The organism is Tateyamaria omphalii (assembly GCF_019802125.1).
GTDB classification, from domain to species: domain Bacteria; phylum Pseudomonadota; class Alphaproteobacteria; order Rhodobacterales; family Rhodobacteraceae; genus Tateyamaria; species Tateyamaria omphalii_B.
Window position 1 is genome coordinate 364955 of the sequence record NZ_JAHVHT010000004.1, and the last position, 25046, is coordinate 390000.

The window sequence follows — 25046 nt, forward strand, 5'->3', positions numbered from 1 at the left end:
CTTGACGCTTCTTACCCCCATGGGTAAGCCAACCACGCAAATTTGCCCAGAGGTTCCACGATGTCAGACAGCCAATTCACACCCCGCGTGTTCTCGGGCATGCAGCCCTCGGGCGGTCTGACGCTGGGCAACTACCTCGGCGCGCTCAAGCGCTACGTGGAAATGCAGAACGAAGGCACCTACGAGACGATCTACTGCATGGTCGACCTGCACGCGATCACCGTCTGGCAGGACCCGGCCGAGCTTGCGTCCAAAACCCGCGAACTGGCAGCGGCTTACATCGCCGCAGGCGTGGACCCGGAAAAATCCATCCTGATCAACCAGTCCCAAGTGCCCGAACATGCCCAACTCGGCTGGGTCTTCAACTGCGTGGCACGCATGGGCTGGATGCAGCGCATGACGCAGTTCAAGGACAAGGCGGGCAAGAACGCCCAAAACGCCTCTCTCGGCCTTTTCGCCTACCCCGCGCTGATGGCGGCAGACATCCTTGTCTACCACGCCACGCACGTGCCCGTGGGCGACGATCAGAAACAGCACCTCGAACTCACACGCGACATCGCGACCAAGTTCAACCACGACTACGGCGTCGATTTCTTCCCCATCACCGAACCGGTGATCAAGGGGGCGGCGACCCGCGTCATGTCCCTGCGTGACGGCTCCAAGAAGATGTCGAAATCCGACCCCTCCGACGCCAGCCGCATCAACATGACCGACGACGCCGACACGATCGCGAAAAAGATCCGCAAGGCCAAGACGGACCCCGAACCTCTGCCCTCCGAATACAAGGGGCTCGACGACCGGCCCGAGGCGCGCAACCTCGTCAACATCTACGCCGCGCTGGCCGACATCAGCGTCGATCAGGTGCTGGCCGACCATGGCGGCGCACAATTCGGCACGTTCAAACCGGCGCTTGCAGAGCTGGCCGTGGAAAAGCTCAGCCCCATCGCATCCGAGATGACACGGCTGCTGAACGACGTGCCCGAGATCGACCGCCTGCTCGCCCGCGGGGCGGAACAGGCGCGCGAGATCACGCAACCGATCCTCAAGCGCACCTACGAAATCGTGGGCATGGTCGGCGCATAGAGGAAAGGCGCACTGGCGATGCGTCAACGTCAGCTGCTCGGAATACAGCAGGCTTTCGCTGCGATTGCGCCAATGACGGGTTTTTTAAGGTTTCTTGGTTCATAAGCGGCCTAGGATAGCGACGCCGCCCAATCCATAAAATCCTTGAAAAGAAAACGGACACCCTTGTCTGGAATAACCCAATCAGCTTTCGACTCATTGAACCAAAGCGTGCCCAGATCAATCTTGTCGTCAGCTAGGAGTTTCTTGCCGTACTTAACCAGTTCCCGGACTGCTTGATCGCCGTATCCCTGCCGAAAATCCTCATAGATCTCATAGCGGGCGCCGGCTTTATCTGAATCCCACTCCGGATAGACCAGATCCAGGTCCTGGTGAAACTGCAGCGTAAAATCATAAAAGGACTGTGGTGGCTTCATATCAGTCCCCCCTTGGATACGAAGTGATAATGATAAAGCCATCGGGCATATCTGGGGCATGTTCAATAACAGTTCCGACGCCGAACGTCCGGCGAAGAATTACGTGGGATGAGCGTCGCTGGTTCATTCGGAACGCCTCCATTCCTGTCGGCGACGAAAATTCGCTTGTCAAGAATGCTCGGTTTCTTCTTCCGCTAACAACGTCCTCGACGAGCGCGGCATTGTTGGCAAGATTGGAGTTGGTCAACTTGCGCGCAGCCTCAAGCGATGAAAATGACCCATGGCGATAACGGTAAAGGCTGAGAAATGGAGAGCGAACGCGAGGGGTTGTGACAGACCTCAGCAGGAAATCGTCGCTCTTTCCCACGTGTTGAGCAATGGTATGCCCCCCGCGAACTTCATGTTCCAACAAGTCTTGTGGAGGAGGGCTACCGTCGAAGTCGGCTAGAACTACGTCGTTTTGAGGCCCTGGGGTAATGGGTTCCGCGTAGCACCGACAGTTATGTGCTTCGCCCGGATGCCCGCCCGCTGGGGGATGATCCCAACGAAACACCTGGTCGTCATATTCTGCATGGCTGTCCCGCACTTTGACGTCGTCTTGTGAGCGCCAAACATACCTTTCAATGCCAAGGTCTTCTTGTCGGAGCTGGTTGATCAGACCAGCAAACGCGCGCAGTAAGCGTTCTTCCATTGCCGTGCGTAACGGTCTCAGTCTTTCTTGGTGGTTTTGGTACTCATTGAATATGTGCTCAAGTCGTGAGTCCCATGCGCTTAACGCTTCTTCCTTGGCGTCTGATACGTCTCTTAGATCAGCGGCAGACACGTTTGGTACGGTATCTGGGGGCGTCAAAGCATTCAGAAGCATCAGGGTGTTGTCGGCAGTCACTTGGTCGAGGCGATCGCCAAAATCGATCCGCAGAGCCGAGTAATTCGGGAAAGCTGATTTTAGAGAACACCCGAGACTTCGACCAAGTGTTCTTCCATGCCGAAGCGACAGGACATACTGGCCATCGCCGCCGTGCCTTAAAAAGTCACTGAAGTTCTGTTGCATAAATAGCCCGCATACTGATTTTGAAATTTTTACTGAAAATGATTAAGAAAGAATGCTGGGCGCGTTCGGTTGATAGTTGGAAAACGCAACGTGCTGAAACCCGGAAGCGGCCATTCGCACTCGTCGCAGCATCCGGTGTTTGGCCTCCTAAGCTGCCAGCAGCACCGGATACCACTGTCGCGTTGCGCCCCCTTCGCTACGAGCAAATACGTCATCAACCACAGCGCAAGCTCACCCCTCCCACACCGCGCACCAACCCTGTGCACCCCTGCGCCTAGCAACCAAAACCCGCGACCCCTAGCTTCCCAAGCAAAGGAGCCGCACCATGCCCGCAACCGTCCCCGCCGACACACGCGTCGGTCACATCCACCTCAAGGTCACCGACCTCGACCGCGCCATCGCGTTTTACAGCGACGTGCTCGGCTTCACCCTCACCCAGCGCTACGGCGATCAGGCGGCCTTTCTGTCCGCAGGCGGGTATCATCATCACATCGGCCTCAACACCTGGCACTCACGCGGCGCAGGCCCCGCACCCGAGCGTGCCGCCGGTCTCTACCACGTGGCCTTCCTCTTCCCCGACCGCGCCTCCCTCGGCGCCGCCCTCAACCGTGTGCTCGACCACGGCACCCCGCTCGACGGCGCTGCCGATCATGGCGTCTCGGAAGCGGTCTATTTCCGCGACCCCGACGGCAACGGGATCGAGCTTTACCGCGACCGGGCCGAGGCCGAGTGGCCCCGCGACCCGGACGGCACCATCGCGATGATCAACCAGCCGCTCGATGTCGACGCCCTGCGCGCCGAAGGTGCGGCATAATCGCGTACGTTAACCATTTTCCGGGCCGGGTTTGCCGTTCAAACGCCAAAACGCGCAGTTTCGGGCGCAAAATGTGCAGTTTTGCCAAAACAGGTCGAAATGACCCCGATGTCGCGGCCCGAAAACACGCAGTTTCACGGCCAAAATGTGCAGTTTGCCAAATTCCGGGCCGCATCACCATCCACATTCGCCCCCCCAAAACCCCGGTTAATGCCCCGCACGCTGCCATGGACAACACCCCATCCCTCCGCCACCTTGTCCCCAAATCGGAGGGTCGGATGAGCACCGCATTTTTCTGGGACGAACGCACCATGTGGCACGGCGGCGGCAACTATGCCTTCACCGTTCCCTTGGGCGGATTGGTGCAACCATTGGCCGCCGGTGGCCTGCCAGAAAGCCCCGAAACCAAGCGCCGGATGAAGAACCTGATGGATGTCACCGGCCTCACCAACGACTTGCACGTGACCTCTGCCGACGCCGCCACAACCGAACAGCTCCTGCGCGTCCATCCTCAAGAATACCTCAATAAATTCAAAGCGATGTCCGATGACCAAGGCGGCGAAATCGGCCACCATGCCCCCTTCGCCAAAGGCGGTTACGAGATCGCAGCCCTCGCCGCCGGCCTCACCACCGCCGCCGTCGACGCAGTGCTTCAAGGCACTCATGAAAACGCCTACGCCCTCGCCCGACCGCCGGGTCACCATTGCGAGGCGGCCAACCCCATGGGCTTCTGCCTGATGGCCAACATCGCCATCGCGATCGAAGCCGCCAAATCCACCCGCCCCGACCTCAAAGTCGCCGTCCTCGACTGGGACGTCCACCACGGCAACGGCACGGAATCCATCTATCGTGAACGGCCCGATGTGCTCACCATCTCGCTCCATCAGGAAGGTAATTATCCGTTAGATACCGGTCACTTAGCTGATCGCGGAGAAGGCGCCGGGGAGGGCGCAAACATCAACCTCCCGCTCCCCGCAGGCACCGGACACACCGCCTATCTCCACGCCATCGACCGTGTCGTGACCCCCGCCATCGAAGCCTTCAGTCCCGACCTCATCATCGTCGCCTGCGGCTTTGATGCGGGCGCAGTAGACCCCCTCGCCCGGATGCTCGCCACCGCCGAAACCTTCCGCGAAATGACGCTGAAAATCAAAGCGTTAGCCGAACGCATCTGCGACGGCAAACTCGTCCTGAGCCACGAGGGCGGGTACTCCGAAATCTACGTCCCCTTCTGCGGGCACGCCACGCTCGAAGCGCTGTCAGGCAGCAAGATCACCGCCGCCGACCCCATGGCCCGCGCCCTGAACAACCGCCAACCGGGGCCCCGTTTCGACGCCTTCCTGCGCAGCGAAATTGACCATATGGCGCAACAACTTAACCTCTAACCCCTTGACGTCGCAGCACAACGCCACGACATGACCCTCAACATGTAAAAAGGCGTAACATATGCCCGCGAAAAACCAAGCCGCCCTCGATTTCCTGCTCACCCGCCGGTCCCGCCCCGCCAAGACCCTCCGCGAACCCGTGCCCGACCGCGTCACCCTCGAACACCTCCTGACCGCCGCAGCCCGCACGCCCGATCACGGCAAGCTCGAACCATGGCGCTTCATCGTGCTGGGCAAAGCCGCCATGCCGCGCCTTGCGGAAGCCGCAGAAAGTCGGGGCAAGGCATTGGGCCTCGACCCCGATCAGATCACCAAGGGGCGGTCCCAGTTTGACCAAGGGCACCTCGCCGTCGCCGTCATCGAAATCACCCGCAATGTGGAAAAAATCCCAACGCTTGAAATGACTTACTCCGCAGGTGCCGTCTGCCTGTCCTTGCTCAACGCCGCCCTCGCCGCAGGCTGGGGAGCCAATTGGCTGAGCGGCTGGCCCAGCCACGACCGGGGCTTCATGACCGAAGCCCTAAACCTCGCCGACAACGAACGCATCGCCGGTTTCATCCACATCGGCACCGAAACCTCCGCCCCGCCGGAACGCCCCCGCCCGGACGTGCCGGCCATCACCACATGGGTCGACGCATGATCCTCACCGCCTTCTTCTCAGCCCTCGGCCAGATCAGCGACCCGCGTTTCCGGCGTGTCCTGCTCATAGGCATCGCGCTCACCATCGCGCTGCTGGTCGCGGCCACCTCCGGCTTTGTCTGGTTCATCGGCTGGCTCACCGCCGACGGCGTGTCCGTCCCATGGCTCGGCACCATCACATGGCTCGGCGACATCATCACGTGGAGCTCGTTCTTCCTGTTCCTCGTGCTGTCCATCTTCCTGATGATGCCGGTCGCCTCGGCCATCACGTCGATGTTCCTCGATGAGGTCGCACAAGCCGTTGAAGACAAACACTATCCTCACCTACCGCCTGCACAGAACGTGCCCATTGGCGACGCCATCGTGGACACCATCAACTTCCTCGGCGTGCTGATCGGCGCCAATATCCTCGCGCTGATCCTCTACGTGATCTTCGCGCCCGCTGCCCCCTTCATCTTCTGGGGCCTCAACGGTTTTTTGCTGGGCCGGGAATACTTCACCCTCGCCGCCATGCGTCGGGTCGGACGCGCACGGGCAAAAGAACTACGCCGCGCCCACAACGGCACCATCTGGCTCGCCGGTACACTCATGGCGATCCCGCTGTCCGTGCCACTGGTGAACCTGCTGATCCCGATCATCGGGGCGGCGACATTTACCCATATATTCCATGGGGTTACAGCGGTTCCAGCGCCCGATCAAAGAAGTTCATATCGTCCAGACTGATCCACCCGGAAAAGATGATGCCTGCGATGATGACCCACAGAACCAGCGCAACCCAGGTCACGATCCACGCCTTACGCCGCGTGTGGTGATGCTCGGGCGCGCCTGCGTGGGTGCCCGGCTCAATCTCCCCCAGATCACCTTGGGTCTGCACCTTGATGGGCAGAGCGATCAGGAAGCACAGCCACCAGATCACGGCATAAAGAACAAGGGCGGATGTGATGCCCATCAGACCTGCTCAAGCTCGGTCAGGGTGCCGTTCATGTCCTTGGGATGCAGGAACAGAACGGGTTTGCCATGGGCCCCAATCTTGGGCTCTCCGTCGCCCAAAACGCGCAGACCGCTGGCCTTCAAATGGTCGCGCGCGGCGAGGATGTCTTCGACCTCATAGCAAACATGGTGAATGCCGCCTGACGGGTTCTTGTCCAGAAAACCCTGAATGGGGGAGTTGTCGCCCAGGGGGTACAGCAGCTCGATCTTGGTGTTCGGCAGCTCGATGAAAATGACGGTGACGCCGTGGTCCGGTTCGTCCTGCGGCTCGCCCACATTGGCGCCCAGCGCGCTGCGATATTGCGCGGCGGCAGCCTCCAGGTCGGGGACGGCAATGGCGACATGGTTCAAGCGACCGATCATGTTCTGAGGCTCCTCTGGCTCGCATTTGCGCCCTTATCGCCAAGGATGTGGCGAGGTGCAATGTGACGTTAACGCGCTGTTAGGCATGGCGACGTAACGATGAGTCGCAAGAGATTTTGGAGGATCTGATGGACTCGACGGACCCGTTCAAACCAACCTACCCGGCCCCCACGTCCTTGCGCCCACTGTTGGGCCTGACTGTTCTGGTGATCGAAGACAGCCGCTACGCCTGCGAGGCGATGCGCCTTTTGTGCCTGCGCAGCGGGGCGCGGATCAGACGCGCCGACACGATGCGCGCCGCGCGGCGGCACCTGCAGGTCTACCGCCCGTCGGTGGCGATTGTCGATCTGGGCCTGCCAGACGGCAACGGGGCCGACCTGATCCGCGATCTCGCCACTGCGGCACAGCGCCCGGACGTCATTCTTGGCATTTCCGGGGATTCTGACAGCGAAATCCGGGCGCTGGACGCAGGCGCTGACGGTTTCATGGAAAAACCCGTCGTGTCACTGGCCCACTTCCAGGAATCCATCCTGACGCATTTGCCAGAAGATCGCCGACCAACCGGCCCCCGTGCCCTGCCCGATGGTGAGGTTGAGCCCGACCCCATCGCCTATCGCGATGACATGGTGCATGTCGCAGATGTGCTTGAAGATGCGCAGGATACCCGGGCCCTGGACTACGTGGTGCAATTCCTGGGCGGGGTTGCGCGCAGCGCACAGGACACGGAACTGCTGCAAGCGACAAATGCGCTTGCCGCCAAGCGGGCGCATGGCGACGCAGCGGCATCCGAAACGGCCGTTATCGCTGGTCTCGTTCAGGAACGCCTGGCGGAAAAGATCGCGATCTAGCCTTGCTGCGCGGCCATGGGATCGTCTGCAACACGCACCAGCCGTGTCAGATCGGACAACCGCTCGCGTTGTAAACCGTCGGCATCAAAGTTGCTGTCGGACAACCAGACGCCAAAGGCTTCCTTGAGTGCGGGCCATTCCGCGTCAATGGCTGCGAACCAGGCAGTGTCGCGATTGCGCCCCTTCACGACGGTTGCCTGCCGGAAGATGCCTTCGTAGCTGAACCCCAAACGCTGCGCCGCTCGGCGCGACCCACGGTTCAGCGCGTCGCATTTCCACTCAAAGCGGCGATACCCCGCCTCGAACGCCCATGCCATCATGAGGTACAAGGCTTCTGTCGCGGCCCGCGTCTTTTGCAAGGAAGGGCTGAAATTGATGTGGCCGACTTCAATGCTGCCAGCCTCGGGCGCAATGCGCAGAAAACTCGCCACGCCCTCGTAGCATCCGCTCGCGATGTTGAAGATCGCATAGAATTGAAGAGCCGGATCCTGCTCCATATCGCGTACCCAACGGTGGTACTGGGATGACGACGAATACGGGCCATAGGGCAGGAACTCCCACACATTGTCATGCCCGATATAGGCGCGATACAGCAGTGCGGCGTGGACTTCTGCCCGGAGCGGTTCAAGTCGGGCGTGCTTGCCCGTCAGAACACGGCTGTCATCCGGCGCAGGCGGTGGCGTCCAGTTTGGAACCGGCGCGGCATTCACTGTGTAAATCGCAGTCATACCGGGACGTTAGGCAAGGTTCGGCCCAAGGCCAAGGGGCATTGCGCAGCGTCACAAAAGCAAGCCCGGATCATCCCCCATCTCAAGTCCCGGGAACACGGCGCTTTCCAACACACCGCGATCAAGCCCGGTCAGGCCCCGCATCACCCAGGCAGCATGTGCCCGAACATCACGGGTCGGCATCAGATCCCGATCCAGATAGAGATCACCCTCGCCCAGCCCGGGCCATTGTCCGAAAACGCGCCCGCCCTTGATCGCGCCACCAGCAAGGATCATGAGCCCACCCGTGCCATGGTCGGTCCCGCGGGTGCCGTTCTGGCGGGCCGTACGGCCGAATTCGGTCATGGCAATGACGGCTGTCTTGCTCCAGGTGTTTCCCCGCATCTTGCCACGGAGCGTGATCAGGGTGTCGGCCAAACGGGCCAGCGCCGTTTCGATATAGCGTTCCTGGCCTGCATGAGTGTCCCAGCCGTTCAGCGAAAACGCCGCAATGCGCGCATCCTCGGACAGCCGTGCGGCTGCAAATTTGGCGATTTCCATATGCTCGCCCTTCAACCGCTCATCATCGTTCGCCTCGACCGATGACAGGATCTGCGCTTCGGACAGGGCGGCATGAAACGCCGGATCACTTTCGGTCACGAGTTCAAGCAAGCGCACGGCTTGCGGGCTCAGGTCCAACTCCGCCTGCGGTGTCCAATTGGCGACTTCAGCCGCACCTTGCACCAGGCGCATATCGTTGCGCCCAAGGGCAAAAGCGGTCTGGGATGTGACACCCGGCACAACTTGCAACATCCGGTTCAGCCAGCCATCACGCACCCCGGCCATACTCTCGGTGCCCGCTTCAAGCAGGTCCTGGCCGTCAAAATGACTGCGCTTGTCGCGGTACGGGGTAGAGACGGCATGTACGAAAGACAGCTGCTCCGCCTCCCACATCGGCATAAGGGGCGCCAAGGTGGGATGCAGCGCAAAATAGCCATCCAGATCCAGCGCACCGCCTTCGGGACCGGGCGACATGGTGCCCCTGAGCGCGCGAAACGCGGGATCGCCATATGGGCGCACGACATCCAGGCCGTCCATTCCACCGCGCAGAATGATCACGACAAAGCGCGTATCCCAAGGTGCAGCCGCGAAACTCACCGGTGTCAAAAGCGGGCTGGCTGCCAGCGAGCAGCCAATCAGACCGGTCCGAGCCAGAAAATCGCGTCGAGAGACGGAATGGGTCATCACGTACTCCTATCTGCGTTGAAATGCCGGCGACATCAGGACAAGTCCGATCGCCTCGGGCCGTGTCTCGGCCGCGGCGGCGGCAAAACGGACCGGTTTCGTTGCAAACCGGCCAAGGGCATGATCGACGAAGTCCCGCGGGTCCGGCAATGGATCAATCAACCTGCCCGGCGCGCTCATCGCCCAGGACACGCGCAGGGCGATCCCCTGCGGCGTGATCCACTCCAGATCTTCTTCGGGCCAGCCATCAGGACCATTGGGCGTCTCCCACCGCTGCCCCATATTGAACAGCGGCCGCTGAAACAGGCCTCGCATGAATTGCTCAGTGCGCCCCTCAAAAGCAGCGGGCGGAACAGCCAGCGCCCGCAGCGCGGACGACATGAAATCGACGGGCGGCTTGACGTTGGACAGTTCCGCGTCCCAGACCGACGGATGGGTCAACAGCGCCTCGTACACGGGCAAAAGCGCGCCGCGATTTTCGACAAACGCGCGCTCGATGGTATCGATCAGGTCCGGATCGGGCCGATCGCTTCCGAAATGAATGGCGAGCTTGGTCGCAATATGCCGTGCGGTGGCGGGGTGGTGTGCAAGATCCTCAAGCGCTGTACGCACCGTTTTGAGGTTCGCCGCCTCGCTATAGGTGACGCCCAGAACAGTTTCCGACCCCGGTTCGGCCAGGTTTTTCTGGAATTTCATCCCATTCCGCTCGTCGAATGTCAGCCCGGTCAGCAGTTCCGCCAGTTCAGTCACATCGGTCTGCGTATACGGGCCATCGACACCAAGCGTGTGCAGTTCAAGCACTTCGCGCGCGAGGTTTTCATTCAGTCCGATCTTGCGATTGTTGCCCGCACGTTCGGCCCGAACACTGTTCGGCCCGGTCGACAATCGCTGATCAAGATAATCGACCATCAGCGGATGCGTCACTGCTTCGACCAGAAGTTCATCGAACGAACCGGTGATGAAGGGGCGGATAGCCTCTTCAATATAGGGTGAGGTACCACGGCGCACCACGCCCCGCTTGCCGACAGCGGTGAAGTGATCCGCCCAAAAGGACACAATGCGCTCGCGAAAGGCGGTTTCGGTATGCGCCCGGCGCAACATCGTCTTGCCCACCCACACGGCCATGTCGACGCGCGCTTCCTTGTTGATTTCGTTGCGCCGCTTTCGCGCAGCCGCCGCCAGTGATGTACCGCGATTTTTCTTGCGAATGTCGCGCTGCTCCCTGATCTCGACCATGCGGGCGCGGAAGGCGGTGAAATCCTGAATGGGATAGGTTTCAGCCATCAGGTCAGGGCCGGTGAGCCCGGACAACATGGTATTGATATCTGTTGGTGCCGCATATTCCGGTGAAAGACCGTAGCCAAACCGGATTTCCGCAAGTTGTGGATCGAAATCACGCATGAAAGTCACCCGGTGTAGAGCGCTGCCGATGCAAACATAGCATTGCCAGCACCGATTTACACCGGTGACAGTCATGGTTTGTGCGTTTCTTCGCCTAGTCCTGAGGAATGACGCGGAGGCCCAATTCCATCAGCTGATCACTCGTCGGATCACTTGGCGCGTCCATCATCAGGTCTTCGGCCCGCTGGTTCATCGGGAACAGGATCACCTCGCGGATATTCTGCTCACCCGCCAGCAGCATCACGATCCGGTCAATGCCCGCAGCACAGCCACCATGGGGCGGCGCGCCGTATTGGAACGCGTTGACCATACCGCCGAACCGTTTGCGCACTTCCGCCTCGTCATAGCCTGCGATCTCGAAGGCCTTGAACATGATCTCGGGCCGGTGGTTCCGGATGGCGCCCGACACCAGCTCATAGCCGTTGCACGCCAGGTCATACTGGTAGCCCAGCACGTTGAGCGGATCGCCATCAAGCGCGTCCATCCCGCCTTGGGGCATGGAGAACGGGTTGTGTTCAAAGTCGATCTTGCCGGTTTCCTCGTCCGCCTCGTAGATCGGGAAATCCACGATCCACGCAAATGCGAAACGATCCTCGTCGATCAGGTTCAACTCTTCGCCGATCACGTTGCGCGCACGGCCCGCGATCGCCTCAAATGCCTTGGGCTTGCCGCCAAGGAAGAAGGCCGCGTCGCCAATGCCCAGACCCAATTGCTGGCGGATGGCTTCGGTGCGTTCGGGGCCGATGTTCTTGGCCAGCGGGCCAGCCGCTTCCATCCCCTCGCCTTGATCGCGCCAGAAGATGTAGCCCATCCCTGGCAGCCCTTCCTTCTGCGCATAGGCATTCATGCGGTCGCAGAACTTGCGGCTGCCGCCCGTGGGCGCCGGAATCGCGCGGATTTCGGTGCCATCCTGTTCCAGCAACTTGGCAAAGATGGCGAAACCGGAACCGCGGAAATGGTCAGACACAACCTGCATCTTGATCGGGTTGCGCAGGTCGGGCTTGTCGGAGCCATACCAGAGTGCCGCGTCGCGGTAGCTGATCTGCGGCCAGTGATCCGGCGCGTCGACCTTCTTGCCGCCGCCAAACTCTTCGAAGACACCGGCCAGAACTGGTGCGATCGTGTCGAACACATCCTGCTGCTCGACAAAGCTCATTTCCATGTCGAGTTGGTAGAAGTCCGTCGGCGAGCGGTCGGCGCGCGGGTCTTCGTCACGGAAACAAGGCGCGATCTGGAAATACTTGTCAAAGCCCGACACCATCAGCAGCTGCTTGAATTGCTGCGGCGCCTGCGGCAGGGCATAGAACTTGCCCGGGTGCAGGCGTGAGGGCACGAGGAAGTCGCGCGCGCCTTCGGGGCTGGATGCCGTGATGATCGGCGTTTGATACTCGCGGAATTCCTTGTCCCACATGCGCTTGCGGATCGACGCAACGACGTCGCTGCGCAGCTTCATGTTCTCCTGCATCTTCTCACGGCGCAGGTCGAGATAGCGGTAGGTCAGGCGCGTTTCTTCGGGATATTCCTGATCGCCAAACACCATCAGCGGCAGCTCCGCCGCGTGGCCCAGCACTTCCATGTCGCGGATATAGACCTCGATCTCGCCCGTGGGCAGCTTGGGATTGATCAGCGACTCGTCGCGCGCCTTCACATTGCCGTCGATGCGGATGCACCATTCGCTGCGCACCTTCTCGACGTCCGCGAACACGGGGCTGTCGGGATCACACAGCACCTGCGTCACGCCGTAGTGGTCGCGCAGGTCGATGAACAGCACGCCGCCATGGTCGCGCACCCGGTGGACCCAGCCCGACAAACGCACATTATCACCCACATTGGCCGAGGTCAGAGCGGCGCAGGAGTGAGAGCGGTAAGCATGCATGGTCGTGTCCCTTCGGGGCTGCGGTTTTGATCGGCGCAGATACACCGGGCAAGGGGTGGAAAGTCAAGGCGACAACGCCGTTTGGGCCATGCTATCACGGATGAAAAGGGAGGCTGCGATGGACGACAAATGGGCCAAGGGCATGGGCGTGCGCCGGACCGTGCTGGGAGATGCCCACGTGGACCGGGCAGAAGCGGTGAAAACCGCGTTCGACGCGCCCTTTCAAGAGCTGATCACCGAAGGGGCCTGGGGCACGGTCTGGGCCAGCGATGCAATTTCCTTGCGCGAACGCTCCATGCTCACCCTCGCCCTGCTGGCCGCCACCGGCAACTTCGATGAAATCCCGATGCACATCCGCGCCACAGCCCGCACTGGCGCCACGCCAAGCGACGTGGCCGAAGCGCTCCAGCACGTCGCGATCTATGCCGGTGTCCCACGGGCCAACCGCGCATTGCAGATCGCCAAGGCCACCTATGCCGAGATGGAAGCCGAAAGTGGCTGACTTCCTCTACCCAAGGGACCGCAACTGGCACCCGGCAGCCCATTTCCCCGACTACAAGTCCAGCATTCTCCGATCCCCGCAAAAACCGCTGGTCAAGGCGCCGCCGTCCCCCAGCGAAGACCATGGCCCCGTCTTCGGTCACGATATGCTCGGCCCTCTCGACAACGACCTGATCCGCAACTTCGCGGCACCCGGCGAAATGGCAATTGGCCCGCGCATGATCGTGCACGGGCGGGTCCTGGACGAAAACGCCCGCCCCATCCCCGGCGCGCTGATCGAGGTGTGGCAGGCCAACGCAGGCGGGCGTTATCGCCACGCCAAGGAAGGATACCTTGCCGCCCTCGACCCGAACTTCGGCGGCTGCGGGCGCACGATCACAGATGACGAAGGCACCTACCGCTTCACAACGGTCCAGCCCGGCCCCTACCCGTGGCCCAACGGCCCCAACTCTTGGCGCCCCGCCCACATCCACTTCTCGGTCTTCGGCCACAGCTTTGCCCAGCGCCTGATCACCCAGATGTATTTCGAAGGCGACCCGCTGATCCCCCTCTGCCCCATCGTCCGCGCCATCTCGGACCCCGCCGCCATCGACCAACTGACCGCCCGTCTCGACATGGACGCAACAGCCCCCATGGACGCGCTCGCCTACCGCTTTGACATCGTCCTGCGCGGGCGCGGATCGACCCCGTTCGAAAACCGGTCGGAGGGGAACTGATGGCGACCAAACGGCTCAAGGAAAGCCCATCGCAGACGGCGGGACCGTACGTCCATATCGGCTGCACCCCCAATTTCGCAGGCATAACAGGCGTTTACGCAAGCGACCCCGGCGCAACCATGCTGACCGGCGCGACCGAAGGCGAACGGATCACGATCACCGGCACCGTGTTCGACGGCGACGGCGCGCCGCTCACCGATGCGCTGGTCGAAATCTGGCAAGCCGACGCTGCGGGCCATTTCGGCACGACGAACACCGGCTTCACTGGGTGGGGCCGATGCCCCGCCGATCAAAGCACCGGAGCATGGCGGCTCGACACGATCCGCCCCGGCGCAACGGGCGATGGCGCGGCACACATAACGTTCTGGATCGTGGCGCGGGGTATCAATGTGGGCCTGCACACCCGCATGTACTTCCCTGATGATCCCAAGCTGCCAAGCGACCCGTGGCTGTCACTCGTCGAAGACACAAGACGCGAAACTCTCATCGCAAGCCAAGTCGCAGACGGTCACTTCCACTTCGACATCCACCTGCAAGGACCAAACGAAACCGTGTTCTTCGACGCCTGAAAACGCAAAACGCGGGCCACAAAGGACCCGCGTTTCACATCATTTACAACCGCTTACAGCAGATCGAAGCGGTCGTTTTCCATCACCTTGGTCCAGGCCGACACAAAGTCCTTCACGAACTTCTCGGCGTTGTCGTCCTGGGCATAGACCTCGGCATAGGCACGCAGGATCGAGTTCGAGCCAAAGACGAGATCAGCGCTTGTCGCGGTGAACTTGATCTGACCCGTCGCACGGTCCCGCAGCTCATAGGTGCCGTCACCCGCCGGATGCCAGCTATAGGCCATGTCGGTCAGGTTGACGAAAAAGTCCTGCGTCAACTGACCCACCCGGTTGGTGAACACACCGTGGTTCGACCCACCGTAGTTCGTGCCCAGCACACGCATCCCACCGAGCAGAACGGTCATGTCCTGTGCGTTCAGACCCAAAAGCTGCGCCCGATCCAGCGTCATTTCCTCGGCGCTGATGGCCAGGTCATCCTTGGCATAGTTGCGGAAACCATCGGCGTGCGGTTCCAGCACGTCAAAGCTGTCGGCATCCGTCATCTCGTCCGTGGCATCGCCGCGACCGGGGGTGAAGGGCACGGTGACGTCAAAACCAGCCGCCTTCGCCGCCGCTTCAACACCCATGTTGCCCGCCAGCACGATCACGTCCGCGACCGATGCACCGGTCTCTGCCGCAATCGGCTCAAGTGCTGCCAGCACGGCGTCCAGACGTTCGGGCTCGTTGCCTTCCCATGTCCGCTGCGGGGCCAGACGGATGCGGGCACCATTTGCACCGCCCCGCTTGTCCGACCCGCGGAAGGTCCGGGCGCTGTCCCACGCGGTCGCAATCAGATCAGCGTGCGAAACACCGCTTTCCGCGATCTTTGCCTTCACCGCGTCCACATCATAGCCGGTGCTGCCAGCAGGGACCGGGTCTTGCCAGATCAGATCCTCGGCAGGCACATCGGGGCCGATGTAGTTGGCGCGCGGACCCATGTCGCGGTGGGTCAACTTGAACCACGCGCGGGCGAACGTGTCGCGGAAGTACTCTTCGTCCGCCATGAACTTTTCACAGATCTCGCGATAGATCGGGTCGACCTTCATCGCCATGTCGGCATCGGTCATCATCGGCATCCGCTTGGTCACACCGTCGCCAGCGTCAACGGGCATGTCCTCGTCCTTGATGTCGATGGGCTGCCACTGATGCGCACCTGCAGGCGATTTGGTCAGCTCCCACTCATAACCAAAAAGCAGCTTGAAATAGCCCATATCGAACTTGGTCGGTTCCGTCGTCCAGGCACCTTCGATGCCCGAGGTGACAAGCGAATCTGCTGTTGCCGTCTGGTTCGGGTTGGTCCAGCCCATACCCTGATCTTCGATCCCGGCGCCTTCGGGTTCGGCACCCAGAACACTGGCATCGCCATTGCCGTGCGCCTTGCCAACGGTGTGCCCACCACAGGTCAGAGCCGCAGTTTCTTCGTCATTCATCGCCATCCGGGCAAAGGTTTCGCGCACGTGCAGCGCAGAGCGGGCGGGATCCGGGTTGCCGTTCACACCCTCGGGGTTCACGTAAATCAGACCCATATGCACCGCAGCCAACGGGTTTGCCATCGTGCCAGGCTCGTCCAGATCCTCATAACGGTTCTCGGACGGGGCCAGCCACTCGGTCTCTTCCCCCCAGTTGATGTCGATACCGGGCGCCCATGTGTCGGCACGGCCAAAGCCAAAACCAAACGTCTTCAAGCCCATGGATTCGTAGGCAATATTCCCCGCCAGCAGCATCAGATCCGCCCAGGACAGGGCATTGCCGTATTTCTTCTTTACCGGCCACAGCAAACGACGCGCCTTGTCGAGGCTGGCGTTGTCCGGCCACGAGTTCAGCGGCGCAAAACGCTGATCCCCGGCCGCGCCACCACCGCGGCCGTCCTGCATCCGGTAGGTGCCCGCCGCGTGCCAGGCCATGCGGATCATGAAGCCACCGTAGTGACCCCAATCTGCCGGCCACCAGGGCTGGCTGTCGGTCATCAATGCGTGCAGGTCAGCTTTAACCGCGTCAAAGTCCAAACCCTTCACCGCTTCGCGATAGTCGAAATCTGGGTCCATCGGATTGGTCCGCGCACCGTGCTGGTGCAGCACCTCGACCTTCAGGGCGTTTGGCCACCAATCCTTGTTGGTGCGTCCGCCAAATGTGCTGGCAAGGCTTGCGCCATGCATGACGGGGCATTTGCCAATATCGTTGCCGTCCATGTCAGTCTCCGTTCTTTGCTGCGTTGGTGTCGGTGCTGCTGCACACCTAAGGTCAGTTGAGAATCATTCTAGACTTGCCTTCAGATTCATTTGCGGACCCGGTGCCGAGCGTCTGGATGCCTTCGATTCGCCTGAGAGATCAGCGAACCACCAGCGTGTGTAGGCGCACCCTAAAGCGCAGCTTTGATTAGGAGAAGTTGCATTTTTCAATCGCTACCATAATTAAATCCTATGAATATCACGCTCCGCCAACTGCGATACTTCAGAGCGCTCGCGCAAGAACTGCACTTTGGCCGCGCAGCCGACAAATGCGCCATCTCCCAACCGGCACTCTCTGTTCAAATCCGTGAGTTGGAAGACACGCTGAACCTCGAACTGTTCGAACGGCAACCCCGCGCCTTGCGCCTCACCCTGCGGGGCGAGGAGTTTGCCGAACGCGCAAACGTCATCCTACGTGAAATGGACGAGTTGGAAGATTGGGCCACCTCGACGCGCGGCACGACACTGGGCCGCCTGCGTCTGGGCATCATCCCGACAATTGCGCCCTACCTGCTGCCGAACCTGATCAGCCAATTGACCCAGGCGCATCCACAGATCGACCTGCATGTCCGCGAAACCGTCACGCCGCGTCTCATTGACGAACTGATGGACGGTCAGCTTGACGCGGCCATTGTGGCCTTGCCGCTGGATGAACCGGCCTTGGTTGAAACCCCTGTTTTTACGGAAGAAATGGTGCTCGTCCGCCCCAAAACAGAGGCCGGTGCCCCACCCGTGGCGCTGGACGAACTGGCCCGGATGCGGCTGCTGCTCCTTGAGGAAGGGCACTGCTTTCGCGATCAGGCCATGTCGTTCTGCAACATAAACCCCAACCGCCCGCGCGGGGGCCTTGATGGCAGTTCGCTTGGAACACTTGTGCAAATGGTCGGTGCGGGGATCGGCGTGACGCTCATCCCCGACATGGCCATCGACGTCGAAACCCGGTCCGCACCTGTCTGCGTCAATCGCTTTGCGGGCGCAGCACCCACCCGGTCCATCGGCGTCGTTTGGCGCGCCACCAACCCGATGGGTCCGGCCTTGCAGGACCTTGTGCCACTGCTTCAGCAAGCCGCCGGTTACGAGGACTAAAACGGGAAACGCCGCCCCGAAGGACGGCGTTTTTTGGTTGCGGGAGTAGGATTTGAACCTACGACCTTCAGGTTATGAGCCTGACGAGCTACCGGGCTGCTCCATCCCGCGCCAGTTGGTTCGGGTGATGTACGCCGAGTCGCGGGGGACCGCAAGACCGTCCCCCACATTTGCTGTCAGAAAACCGTCATAAAATCGCGCAACTACTCCCAGAACTCCGCCTGCCATTCGAGGTTCGGCAATTCCTCGACCACCTCAAAGGCAATCGTGTCCCGAAACACGCGGTCATGGCGGTCGGTCACGGTGATCTCAACTGTATGAATGCCCACGGGAAGGTCGGTCGGCATATCAAGGCGCCACAAGTGACTGCTGTTGTCGGTCAGCATCCAGCCCTGAAACGGGTTGGCCTGGCCGGTCCAGGATGTGCCTTGCCACGTGGTGAAGCCAGCCGTCTCGTCCCCACCATCAACCGAGCGTGCAGCGATAGACCCTTGGGTCGACTGAATGGCCAGGGCCAGCGGGTCTGCATACTCGACACCCTCCAGCTTTTCTTCGCCCGTTCCGGACTGGGTGCGCTCGGCCTCCATCGCCTCACCGCCATTCACGCTGGCAGTGACAACCGAAGACGCCGACCCACTCCAGACGTTGACGGTCAGCCACGTTCCCTCGGCCAGATCATCCGTGGTCAACATCAGCATGTCACCCAGATCACGGCGCACAACCGGAGGCGTCTGGTCAAACTCCCGATCATAAAGCGCACGATAACTCAACAACCGATCCGCCCAATCGCGAAAGCGCGGCGTGTTGAAAGAGGCGTGGAATTGATCATCCGCGTGCGTATGAAAGGTGCGGAAGCTTTCGACATAGTCTGCGCCGTTGAACGCCAGCTCGTAATACCCGCGCGGGCTGCCCAGCCGCTGCGTGGCATGCGGCACACCCTGCGCGTTCAAATCGCCAGCCCACCAGCTGCCGGACAAGGCGCCGGCAATGATGTGATGAAACGGGGCAGGACCCACATTCGTGGCCGCTTCCCACCCGCCGAAATACTCACCTTTTTCAATATTTTCAGTGGTATGCGTGTGCCCAGCCAGGGTCACGACCGGCCTGTCACCCAAAATCGCAACAAGCGCATCCAGGTTGTCGGTCTGGTGCTTGGCGGCGGTGTTGTCGGTAAAGGTCTGGAACGGGATATGCGCACTCAGGACGATCAGCTTGTCCTCGGGCACGTTTTCCAGGGTGTTCGCCAGCCATTCCAACTGCCGGTCCGTGACCATGCCGTTATACGTGGTCCGCGCGTCCATCGCGCAAAAGTCATGCGTGTCCACGCCGTTGCAGGGGTAGCGCACGTTGTCCAGGCTGACAAAATGCACGTCTCCGATCTCAAAGGAGTAATACTCCGGCCCCCACGCGCGACGGAACGTATCAAAACTGTCCTTGTCCTCGGCCGCGTCGAAATCAATGTCGTGGTTCCCGCCCACAAAATATTGCGGCGTCTGGCCCACGGCGATGATCGACTGGAAACGGGGATACAGGGTCAGATCATCCCCCATCACATCACCAACAAAGATCAGGCATTCGGTCTCCGACAGATTCGCAGTGGCGAGCATCTGACCAGCCGTGTCACGGACATAGCCGATTTCCCGGTTGGTGTACGCCTGCGCATCGCCAAAAATCAGGCAATTGAACTCTGACCCGACCTCATCCTCGATAAGCGGAAAATTCACGGCCTCCGGCAACGGTCCAGTGGGTTCCAGTCCACCGAATCGCAGCTCCGGCGACCCGGCTTCCTTGTGGATATAGGCAAATTGCGGAACCATATCGGCGCTCAGCGGCGTTGCATATCCGGCGGGCTTCGTGATCATCAGGTTCATGTCGTCATAGACGGGCAGCTCATAGCTGCCGTCTTCGGCCGACAACACAACCTCCCGCCCATTCGAAACAAGGACATTGGGCAACCCGCGCTCACCCTCATCGAACTGCGCATTCCGGTTTTCATCCAGAAATACGGTCCCGCGCGCCATATCGGCGTCATCACCGGATCCGCGCACAACATGAACGCCGCCGATATAGGTGGGATCCTTGGCCATCGCGGCCCCGGCAAGGGCGCAAAGAGCGGTCATAGTCAGAAGTCGATGCATCAGAAAGCCTTTCGCTGAAACGTGCGACACGGACCTTGCGGTGAGTCGGTGACGGGCTTTCATCCGTAACGTGAATTTTGGGCGACAGATCCGTGACAGGCGGCGGTTCGCCGACCGGTGCGGTCAGACGCTCTGGCAACGGGCGCAGTAGTACAGGGTGCGTGCTGAAATCTTGGCGACATCGATCTCAGACTTGCACGTCGGGCACGCCTCTTCCGCGTAGATATTGACCCGTTCCTGAATGTCCTGACCGGCGGCGGGCAACTCTCCGTTCGTGATGATAGAGTTGTATTTGACACCAATCTGCATGAGCGCACGCATCTCGGCCCAGAGCCGGTGCAATACATCCTCGGGCACGTCACATCCCCGCATGAACGGGTTCAAGCTCAAAAGCCAAAGAATTTCAGTGCGATAGATGTTCCCGATCCCGGAAATGACCTGCTGGTTCATCAATAGCGTGGCAATCGGCGAGCGGCTCTTGCGGATGCGGGCAATGGCCCGCTCCGGCTCCTCCGGCTCTGCCAACAGGTCCGGGCCGTATTTCATCCGAAATGCAGCAAGGTCCGCGTCGTTCAGGATTTCGCAAATGGCCGGACCCGTGATGTCGATCACATGGGACAGGGACTCCATCCGGATGCGAACAACATCACGCGGCGGATCAGCTGGTTGCGCCGTGCGATAGATACGCCCGGCAAGCCCAAGATGGATATGCAGGTGCTCACCAATATCGAAATGATAAAGCAAGTGCTTGCCCAAAGCGTCGATGGCGACGCATGTCCGCCCATCAATCATCGCGGCGCCATCTGCAAACCGGCCCTGGGGCGACGTTGCTGCAATGCGCTTGCCCACCAGCATGGGGCGCTGGTCTTGCGCAGCGCGGTGGATCGTATGGCCTTCGGGCATGGAAGTCTCACAAAACAGTCTTGCTCAGACACAGCGACATAACGCGAAGTGTCCGCGCTTAAAGACTGAATTGTAGGGAATGTGTCATCGTAAGAGAGATACTCTCGAGCGGCTTTTTAGGTTTGGCAGTGACCTACTCTCCCACACCTTAAGATGCAGTACCATCGGCGCTACAGCACTTAACGGCCGGGTTCGGGATGGGACCGGGTGTTTTGCTTGCGCTATGACCACCAAACCGAAAAAACCGCTCAGAGTAATCAACAATGTGTCCAAGTCGCGTACGACTTTGTGATGTGTATGCTTTGATCAGTGAAGTCTTGCTTCTACTGGATCAAATCAAGCCTATCGGGCAATTAGTACCAGTCAACTGAACGCATTACTGCGCTTACATCTCTGGCCTATCGACGTGGTGGTCTACCACGGCCCTCAGGGATACCTTGTTTTGAGGGGGGCTTCCCGCTTAGATGCCTTCAGCGGTTATCCTGTCCGATCATAGCTACCCTGCACTGCCGTTGGCACGACAACAGGTCCACCAGTGGATCGTTCACCCCGGTCCTCTCGTACTAGGGGCAACTCCTCTCAAGTATCCTACACCCACGGAAGATAGGGACCGAACTGTCTCACGACGTTCTAAACCCAGCTCACGTACCTCTTTAAACGGCGAACAGCCGTACCCTTGGGACCTGCTCCAGCCCCAGGATGAGATGAGCCGACATCGAGGTGCCAAACACTGCCGTCGATATGGACTCTTGGGCAGTATCAGCCTGTTATCCCCGGCGTACCTTTTATCCGTTGAGCGATGGCCCTTCCACTCGGGACCACCGGATCACTATGGCCGTCTTTCGACTCTGCTCGACTTGTCAGTCTCGCAGTCAGGCTGGCTTCTGCCATTGCACTCAACGAGCGATTTCCGACCGCTCTGAGCCAACCTTCGCGCGCCTCCGTTACGCTTTAGGAGGCGACCGCCCCAGTCAAACTACCCGCCACACAGGGTCCCGGATCCGGATAACGGACCGCGGTTAGACATCAAGCAATGCAAGGGTGGTATCTCAAGGGTGGCTCCACAAGGACTAGCGTCCCTGCTTCAAAGCCCACCACCTATCCTGCACATGCATGGCCTGATGCCAGTGTGAAGCTGTAGTAAAGGTGCACGGGGTCTTTCCGTCTAACCGCGGGAAACCTGCATCTTGACAGGTAATTCAATTTCGCTGAGTCGATGTTGGAGACAGCGGGGAAGTCGTTACGCCATTCGTGCAGGTCGGAACTTACCCGACAAGGAATTTCGCTACCTTAGGACCGTTATAGTTACGGCCGCCGTTTACCTGGGCTTCAATTCAAGGCTCTCACCTCTCCTTTTAACCTTCAGGCACCGGGCAGGCGTCAGACCCTATACGTCGTCTTGCGACTTCGCAGAGCCCTGTGTTTTTAATAAACAGTCGCCACCCCCTGGTTTGTGCCCCCAGCCCCTAGTTGCCTAGGAACCGGGCCTCCTTCTCGCGAACTTACGGAGGTATTTTGCCGAGTTCCTTCAACATCGTTCTCTCAAGCGCCTTGGTATGCTCTACCAGTCCACCTGTGTCGGTTTAGGGTACGATCTCATGGAGGGCTATTTCCAGGGACTGATTAGCGGCCCACCCAATCCGATAAGGGTGAACAACCTTCACAATCCGTCACATCCTCCTGGCCCAGGAATATTAACCTGGTTCCCATCGACTACGCCTTTCGGCCTCGCCTTAGGGGTCGGCTTACCCTGCTCAGATTAGCTTTAAGCAGGAACCCTTGGACTTTCGGCGAGAGTGTCTCTCACACTCTTTGTCGCTACTCATGTCATCATTCTCACTAGTGATCTCTCCACCGGATCGCTCACGCGCCGGCTTCACTGAAAGCTCCAAATATCCTCCAAGGTGGTCCGAAGACCACTAAAGAGGATAGGAACTATGTCACACTACGCTCTGCTACCATGCCTTACGGCATCCTAAGCTTCGGCTCATGGCTTGAGCCCCGTTACATCTTCGCCGCAGGACAACTTATTTAGACCAGTGAGCTGTTACGCTATCTTTAAAGGATGGCTGCTTCTAAGCCAACCTCCTGGTTGTTTTGGTCGTCCCACCTGCTTTCCCACTTAGCCATGAATTGGGGGCCTTAGCTGTAGGTCAGGGTTGTTTCCCTCTCCACGACGGACGTTAGCATTCGCCGTGTGTCTGCCATCTAGTACTCCCGGGTATTCGGAGTTTGGTTAGGATCAGTAAGCCTGTGGGGCCCCATTACCCATCCAGTGCTCTACCCCCCGGGGTATTCGGATGACGCTCTACCTAAATAGATTTCGCAGAGAACCAGCTATCTCCGAGTTTGATTGGCCTTTCACCCCTAGGCACAACTCATCCCGACCTTTTTCAACAGGTGTGGGTTCGGCCCTCCAGTAAGTGTTACCTTACCTTCAGCCTGGTCATGCCTAGATCACTCGGTTTCGGGTCTGATCCCACTAACTCGACGCCCTATTAAGACTCGCTTTCGCTGCGCCTACACCTAACGGCTTAAGCTTGCTAGTAAGACCAAGTCGATGACCCATTATACAAAAGGTACGCTGTCAGCCCTCAAGGGGCCTCCAACTGATTGTAGGCGTTCGGTTTCAGGTACTGTTTCACTCCCCTCGTCGGGGTGCTTTTCACCTTTCCCTCACGGTACTGGTTCGCTATCGGTCAGTAAGGAGTACTTAGCCTTCGAAGGTGGTCCTCCGATCTTCAGACAGAATTTCACGTGTTCCGCCCTACTTAATACGTCCAATCATGCTTCCTATACGGGGCTGTCACCCACTATGGCCGACCTTTCCAGGTCGTTCTAGTCACATTCATGGCTCGGCTGGTCCCCGTTCGCTCGCCGCTACTAGGGGAGTATCAATTGATTTCCTTTCCTCCGGGTACTTAGATGTTTCAGTTCCCCGGGTTTGCTCTTATAAACCTATGTATTCAGTCTATAAGTACCTGGTTCAGCGACCTATTGATTACCGAAGTAACAATAGGAAACTGTCAGGTGGGTTCCCCCATTCAGAGATCCGTGGATCAAAGCTTATTCTCAGCTCCTCACGGCTTATCGCAGAGTATCACGTCTTTCATCGCCTCTTACTGCCAAGGCATTCACCAAACGCCCTTCTCGCGCTTGATTTGATCCAGAAAAAGAAAGACTTGCGCCTTCGATGGCTCAGAAGCTGGAACAACTGGGCCGCATTTTCTGGTCAAAAGCATACTTTCCCTGATCCTTCTGATGTCGGTCAAAAGGATCGGTGCGTGCCCGTGCGGACACGCGGGTTAGTGTACTTGACTTGGACAACTCTGTTCTTTTCAGCGCGGGATACGTCATGGTGAGCGAGGAAGCACTCAATCATGTCGCCTTCCAACTCCTTGTTGCCAAGGTCTTGGAACCACACCGAGGTCAGACCCACACTCGGGCGACCAAACAGTGTTGATTGTCACTTTGAGATTGCTCTCAAAGTAACTTGTATCTCTCTATACGATGTCAATTCGTCCGGATCGGACGAGTAAAAGCGCCGTAGCGCTCTTACTGATCTGATCCATCAGTGTGTTTTGAACCAATCCGGCAGTGTCGTTCGTGCGATGTGCGGTATACCCGGTGATCGGATAACGCCGTCATTCTCGCTGAACTTCATGTCAGATAGGATCACGTCATATGCGTGTGTCGTGGCTGCGTCCCAAGGCATAACCTCTAGGCTTTCAGCTTTTTCAAAGAACCGTCTCGCGTGGTTGTTGGCCTTTTGCCACCCCAAACCAGGCATGCCCGGCAGTTCAGCGCGACCAAGTGCAATCCGCGTCTCGTTCACATGCAGCAGTTCCTGCATGGAAGCGAACTTGAGGTGAACCAGGTAGACGCCGGTTGGAAACACATAGGAATGTGTCTTCTTTCCGTCTTCGGCAATCACAACACCATGCCTCATCAGAGGAGTGGCATCTCTTACCGCCCAAGCCTTGCTGTAGTTCCCTGTTATGATCGCCGATGCGCGCTGATCGAACACCGAAGTGTCTTGATCAATCTC

The 25046-nt window shown here is 59.5% G+C and carries 22 protein-coding genes, 1 tRNA gene and 2 rRNA genes (1 of these 25 cut by a window edge); 10 read left to right on the forward strand and 15 right to left on the reverse strand.

Annotated elements, in window-relative coordinates; translation table 11 throughout:
- Positions 1-60 precede the first annotated feature (60 nt).
- Positions 61-1083 (forward strand): tryptophan--tRNA ligase, encoded by a 1023-nt coding sequence (trpS, locus tag KUV51_RS17770; protein ID WP_222522779.1) that lies wholly within the window; start codon positions 61-63, stop codon positions 1081-1083.
- Positions 1084-1193: 110 nt separating this feature from the next.
- On the opposite strand, the gene KUV51_RS17775 is transcribed toward trpS, so the two are convergent.
- Entirely contained in the window at positions 1194-1499 is a 306-nt protein-coding gene (locus tag KUV51_RS17775; protein ID WP_222522780.1) for a hypothetical protein, read from the reverse strand.
- A gap of 1 nt (position 1500) precedes the next feature.
- Positions 1501-2550, reverse strand: a complete 1050-nt coding sequence (locus KUV51_RS17780) for a phage minor head protein (RefSeq protein WP_222522781.1) — start codon at positions 2548-2550, stop codon at positions 1501-1503.
- Between the two features lie 325 nt (positions 2551-2875).
- Here KUV51_RS17780 and KUV51_RS17785 point away from each other — a divergent pair, with 325 nt between their 5' ends.
- The 4 genes from KUV51_RS17785 (at position 2876) to KUV51_RS17800 (ending at position 6111) form a co-directional block, all read left to right on the forward strand.
- Entirely contained in the window at positions 2876-3364 is a 489-nt protein-coding gene (locus tag KUV51_RS17785; RefSeq protein WP_222522782.1) for a VOC family protein, read from the forward strand.
- A gap of 278 nt (positions 3365-3642) precedes the next feature.
- A complete protein-coding gene (locus KUV51_RS17790) occupies positions 3643-4749 on the forward strand; it encodes a class II histone deacetylase (protein WP_222522783.1) in 1107 nt (368 codons plus the stop codon).
- Positions 4750-4810: 61 nt separating this feature from the next.
- Positions 4811-5389 (forward strand): nitroreductase family protein, encoded by a 579-nt coding sequence (locus KUV51_RS17795; RefSeq protein WP_222522784.1) that lies wholly within the window; start codon positions 4811-4813, stop codon positions 5387-5389.
- Positions 5386-6111, forward strand: a complete 726-nt coding sequence (locus tag KUV51_RS17800; protein ID WP_222522785.1) for an EI24 domain-containing protein — start codon at positions 5386-5388, stop codon at positions 6109-6111. The genes KUV51_RS17795 and KUV51_RS17800 overlap by 4 nt, the downstream gene beginning before the upstream one ends.
- Here the strand turns inward: KUV51_RS17800 and KUV51_RS17805 are convergent.
- Together KUV51_RS17805 and mce are read right to left on the reverse strand one after the other, a co-directional pair.
- Positions 6062-6337, reverse strand: a complete 276-nt coding sequence (locus tag KUV51_RS17805) for a DUF1467 family protein (protein ID WP_222522786.1) — start codon at positions 6335-6337, stop codon at positions 6062-6064. The two genes, KUV51_RS17800 and KUV51_RS17805, sit on opposite strands and share 50 nt — an antisense overlap.
- Positions 6337-6741 carry a methylmalonyl-CoA epimerase gene (mce, locus tag KUV51_RS17810; protein ID WP_222522787.1) on the reverse strand — a complete coding sequence of 135 codons (405 nt, stop codon included), beginning with the start codon at positions 6739-6741 and terminating at the stop codon, positions 6337-6339. The genes KUV51_RS17805 and mce overlap by 1 nt, the downstream gene beginning before the upstream one ends.
- A 128-nt stretch (positions 6742-6869) precedes the next feature.
- On the opposite strand from mce, the gene KUV51_RS17815 reads away from it, so the two are divergent.
- Positions 6870-7589: a response regulator gene (locus KUV51_RS17815; RefSeq protein WP_222522788.1), complete on the forward strand. Its 720-nt coding sequence runs from the start codon at positions 6870-6872 to the stop codon at positions 7587-7589.
- On the opposite strand, the gene KUV51_RS17820 is transcribed toward KUV51_RS17815, so the two are convergent.
- From KUV51_RS17820 to aspS, 4 genes are all read right to left on the reverse strand, one after another.
- On the reverse strand, positions 7586-8317 hold the full coding sequence (locus KUV51_RS17820; protein WP_222522789.1) for a GNAT family N-acetyltransferase: 732 nt from the start codon (positions 8315-8317) through the stop codon (positions 7586-7588). The genes KUV51_RS17815 and KUV51_RS17820 overlap by 4 nt on opposite strands.
- 51 nt (positions 8318-8368) lie before the next feature.
- A complete protein-coding gene (locus KUV51_RS17825) occupies positions 8369-9541 on the reverse strand; it encodes a DUF1501 domain-containing protein (RefSeq protein ID WP_222522790.1) in 1173 nt (390 codons plus the stop codon).
- Between the two features lie 9 nt (positions 9542-9550).
- On the reverse strand, positions 9551-10942 hold the full coding sequence (locus tag KUV51_RS17830; protein WP_222522791.1) for a DUF1800 family protein: 1392 nt from the start codon (positions 10940-10942) through the stop codon (positions 9551-9553).
- Between the two features lie 94 nt (positions 10943-11036).
- Positions 11037-12818: an aspartate--tRNA ligase gene (aspS, locus tag KUV51_RS17835; protein WP_222522792.1), complete on the reverse strand. Its 1782-nt coding sequence runs from the start codon at positions 12816-12818 to the stop codon at positions 11037-11039.
- Between the two features lie 118 nt (positions 12819-12936).
- Between aspS and pcaC the strand changes: the two genes are divergently transcribed.
- Genes pcaC through pcaG form a run of 3 tightly spaced genes read left to right on the forward strand, consistent with a single transcriptional unit; the run spans position 12937 to position 14604 of the window.
- Positions 12937-13320 (forward strand): 4-carboxymuconolactone decarboxylase, encoded by a 384-nt coding sequence (gene pcaC, locus KUV51_RS17840; protein WP_222522793.1) that lies wholly within the window; start codon positions 12937-12939, stop codon positions 13318-13320.
- Positions 13292-14035 (forward strand): protocatechuate 3,4-dioxygenase subunit beta, encoded by a 744-nt coding sequence (gene pcaH, locus KUV51_RS17845; protein WP_222522794.1) that lies wholly within the window; start codon positions 13292-13294, stop codon positions 14033-14035. Before pcaC ends, pcaH begins: the two co-directional genes overlap by 29 nt.
- Positions 14035-14604 (forward strand): protocatechuate 3,4-dioxygenase subunit alpha, encoded by a 570-nt coding sequence (gene pcaG, locus KUV51_RS17850; protein ID WP_222522795.1) that lies wholly within the window; start codon positions 14035-14037, stop codon positions 14602-14604. The genes pcaH and pcaG overlap by 1 nt, the downstream gene beginning before the upstream one ends.
- A 53-nt stretch (positions 14605-14657) precedes the next feature.
- Here the strand turns inward: pcaG and katG are convergent, their stop codons facing one another.
- Positions 14658-16832 (reverse strand): catalase/peroxidase HPI, encoded by a 2175-nt coding sequence (gene katG, locus KUV51_RS17855; protein WP_222522796.1) that lies wholly within the window; start codon positions 16830-16832, stop codon positions 14658-14660.
- Positions 16833-17063: 231 nt separating this feature from the next.
- On the opposite strand from katG, the gene KUV51_RS17860 reads away from it, so the two are divergent.
- Positions 17064-17957, forward strand: coding sequence for a hydrogen peroxide-inducible genes activator (locus KUV51_RS17860; protein WP_222522797.1), 894 nt, complete (start codon positions 17064-17066; stop codon positions 17955-17957).
- Positions 17958-17991: 34 nt separating this feature from the next.
- Here KUV51_RS17860 and KUV51_RS17865 read toward each other — a convergent pair.
- The 6 genes from KUV51_RS17865 to KUV51_RS17890 all read right to left on the reverse strand — a co-directional run.
- Positions 17992-18068 (reverse strand) — tRNA-Met (locus KUV51_RS17865).
- 92 nt (positions 18069-18160) lie between these two features.
- On the reverse strand, positions 18161-20077 hold the full coding sequence (locus KUV51_RS17870; RefSeq protein ID WP_222522798.1) for a calcineurin-like phosphoesterase C-terminal domain-containing protein: 1917 nt from the start codon (positions 20075-20077) through the stop codon (positions 18161-18163).
- A 141-nt stretch (positions 20078-20218) separates the two neighbouring features.
- Complete coding sequence (locus KUV51_RS17875) at positions 20219-20998, reverse strand: Fpg/Nei family DNA glycosylase (protein WP_222522799.1); 780 nt, start codon at positions 20996-20998, stop codon at positions 20219-20221.
- 120 nt (positions 20999-21118) lie between these two features.
- A 5S ribosomal RNA gene (gene rrf, locus KUV51_RS17880) occupies positions 21119-21233 on the reverse strand.
- 97 nt (positions 21234-21330) lie between these two features.
- Positions 21331-24160 (reverse strand): 23S ribosomal RNA (locus KUV51_RS17885).
- A 409-nt stretch (positions 24161-24569) separates the two neighbouring features.
- Positions 24570-25046, reverse strand: partial view of a glycosyltransferase family 2 protein gene (locus tag KUV51_RS17890; RefSeq protein WP_222522800.1) — the 3' portion only. The gene runs 369 nt beyond the window's last position; only the last 477 of its 846 coding nucleotides appear in the window; its start codon lies off the right edge, out of view; it ends in the stop codon at positions 24570-24572.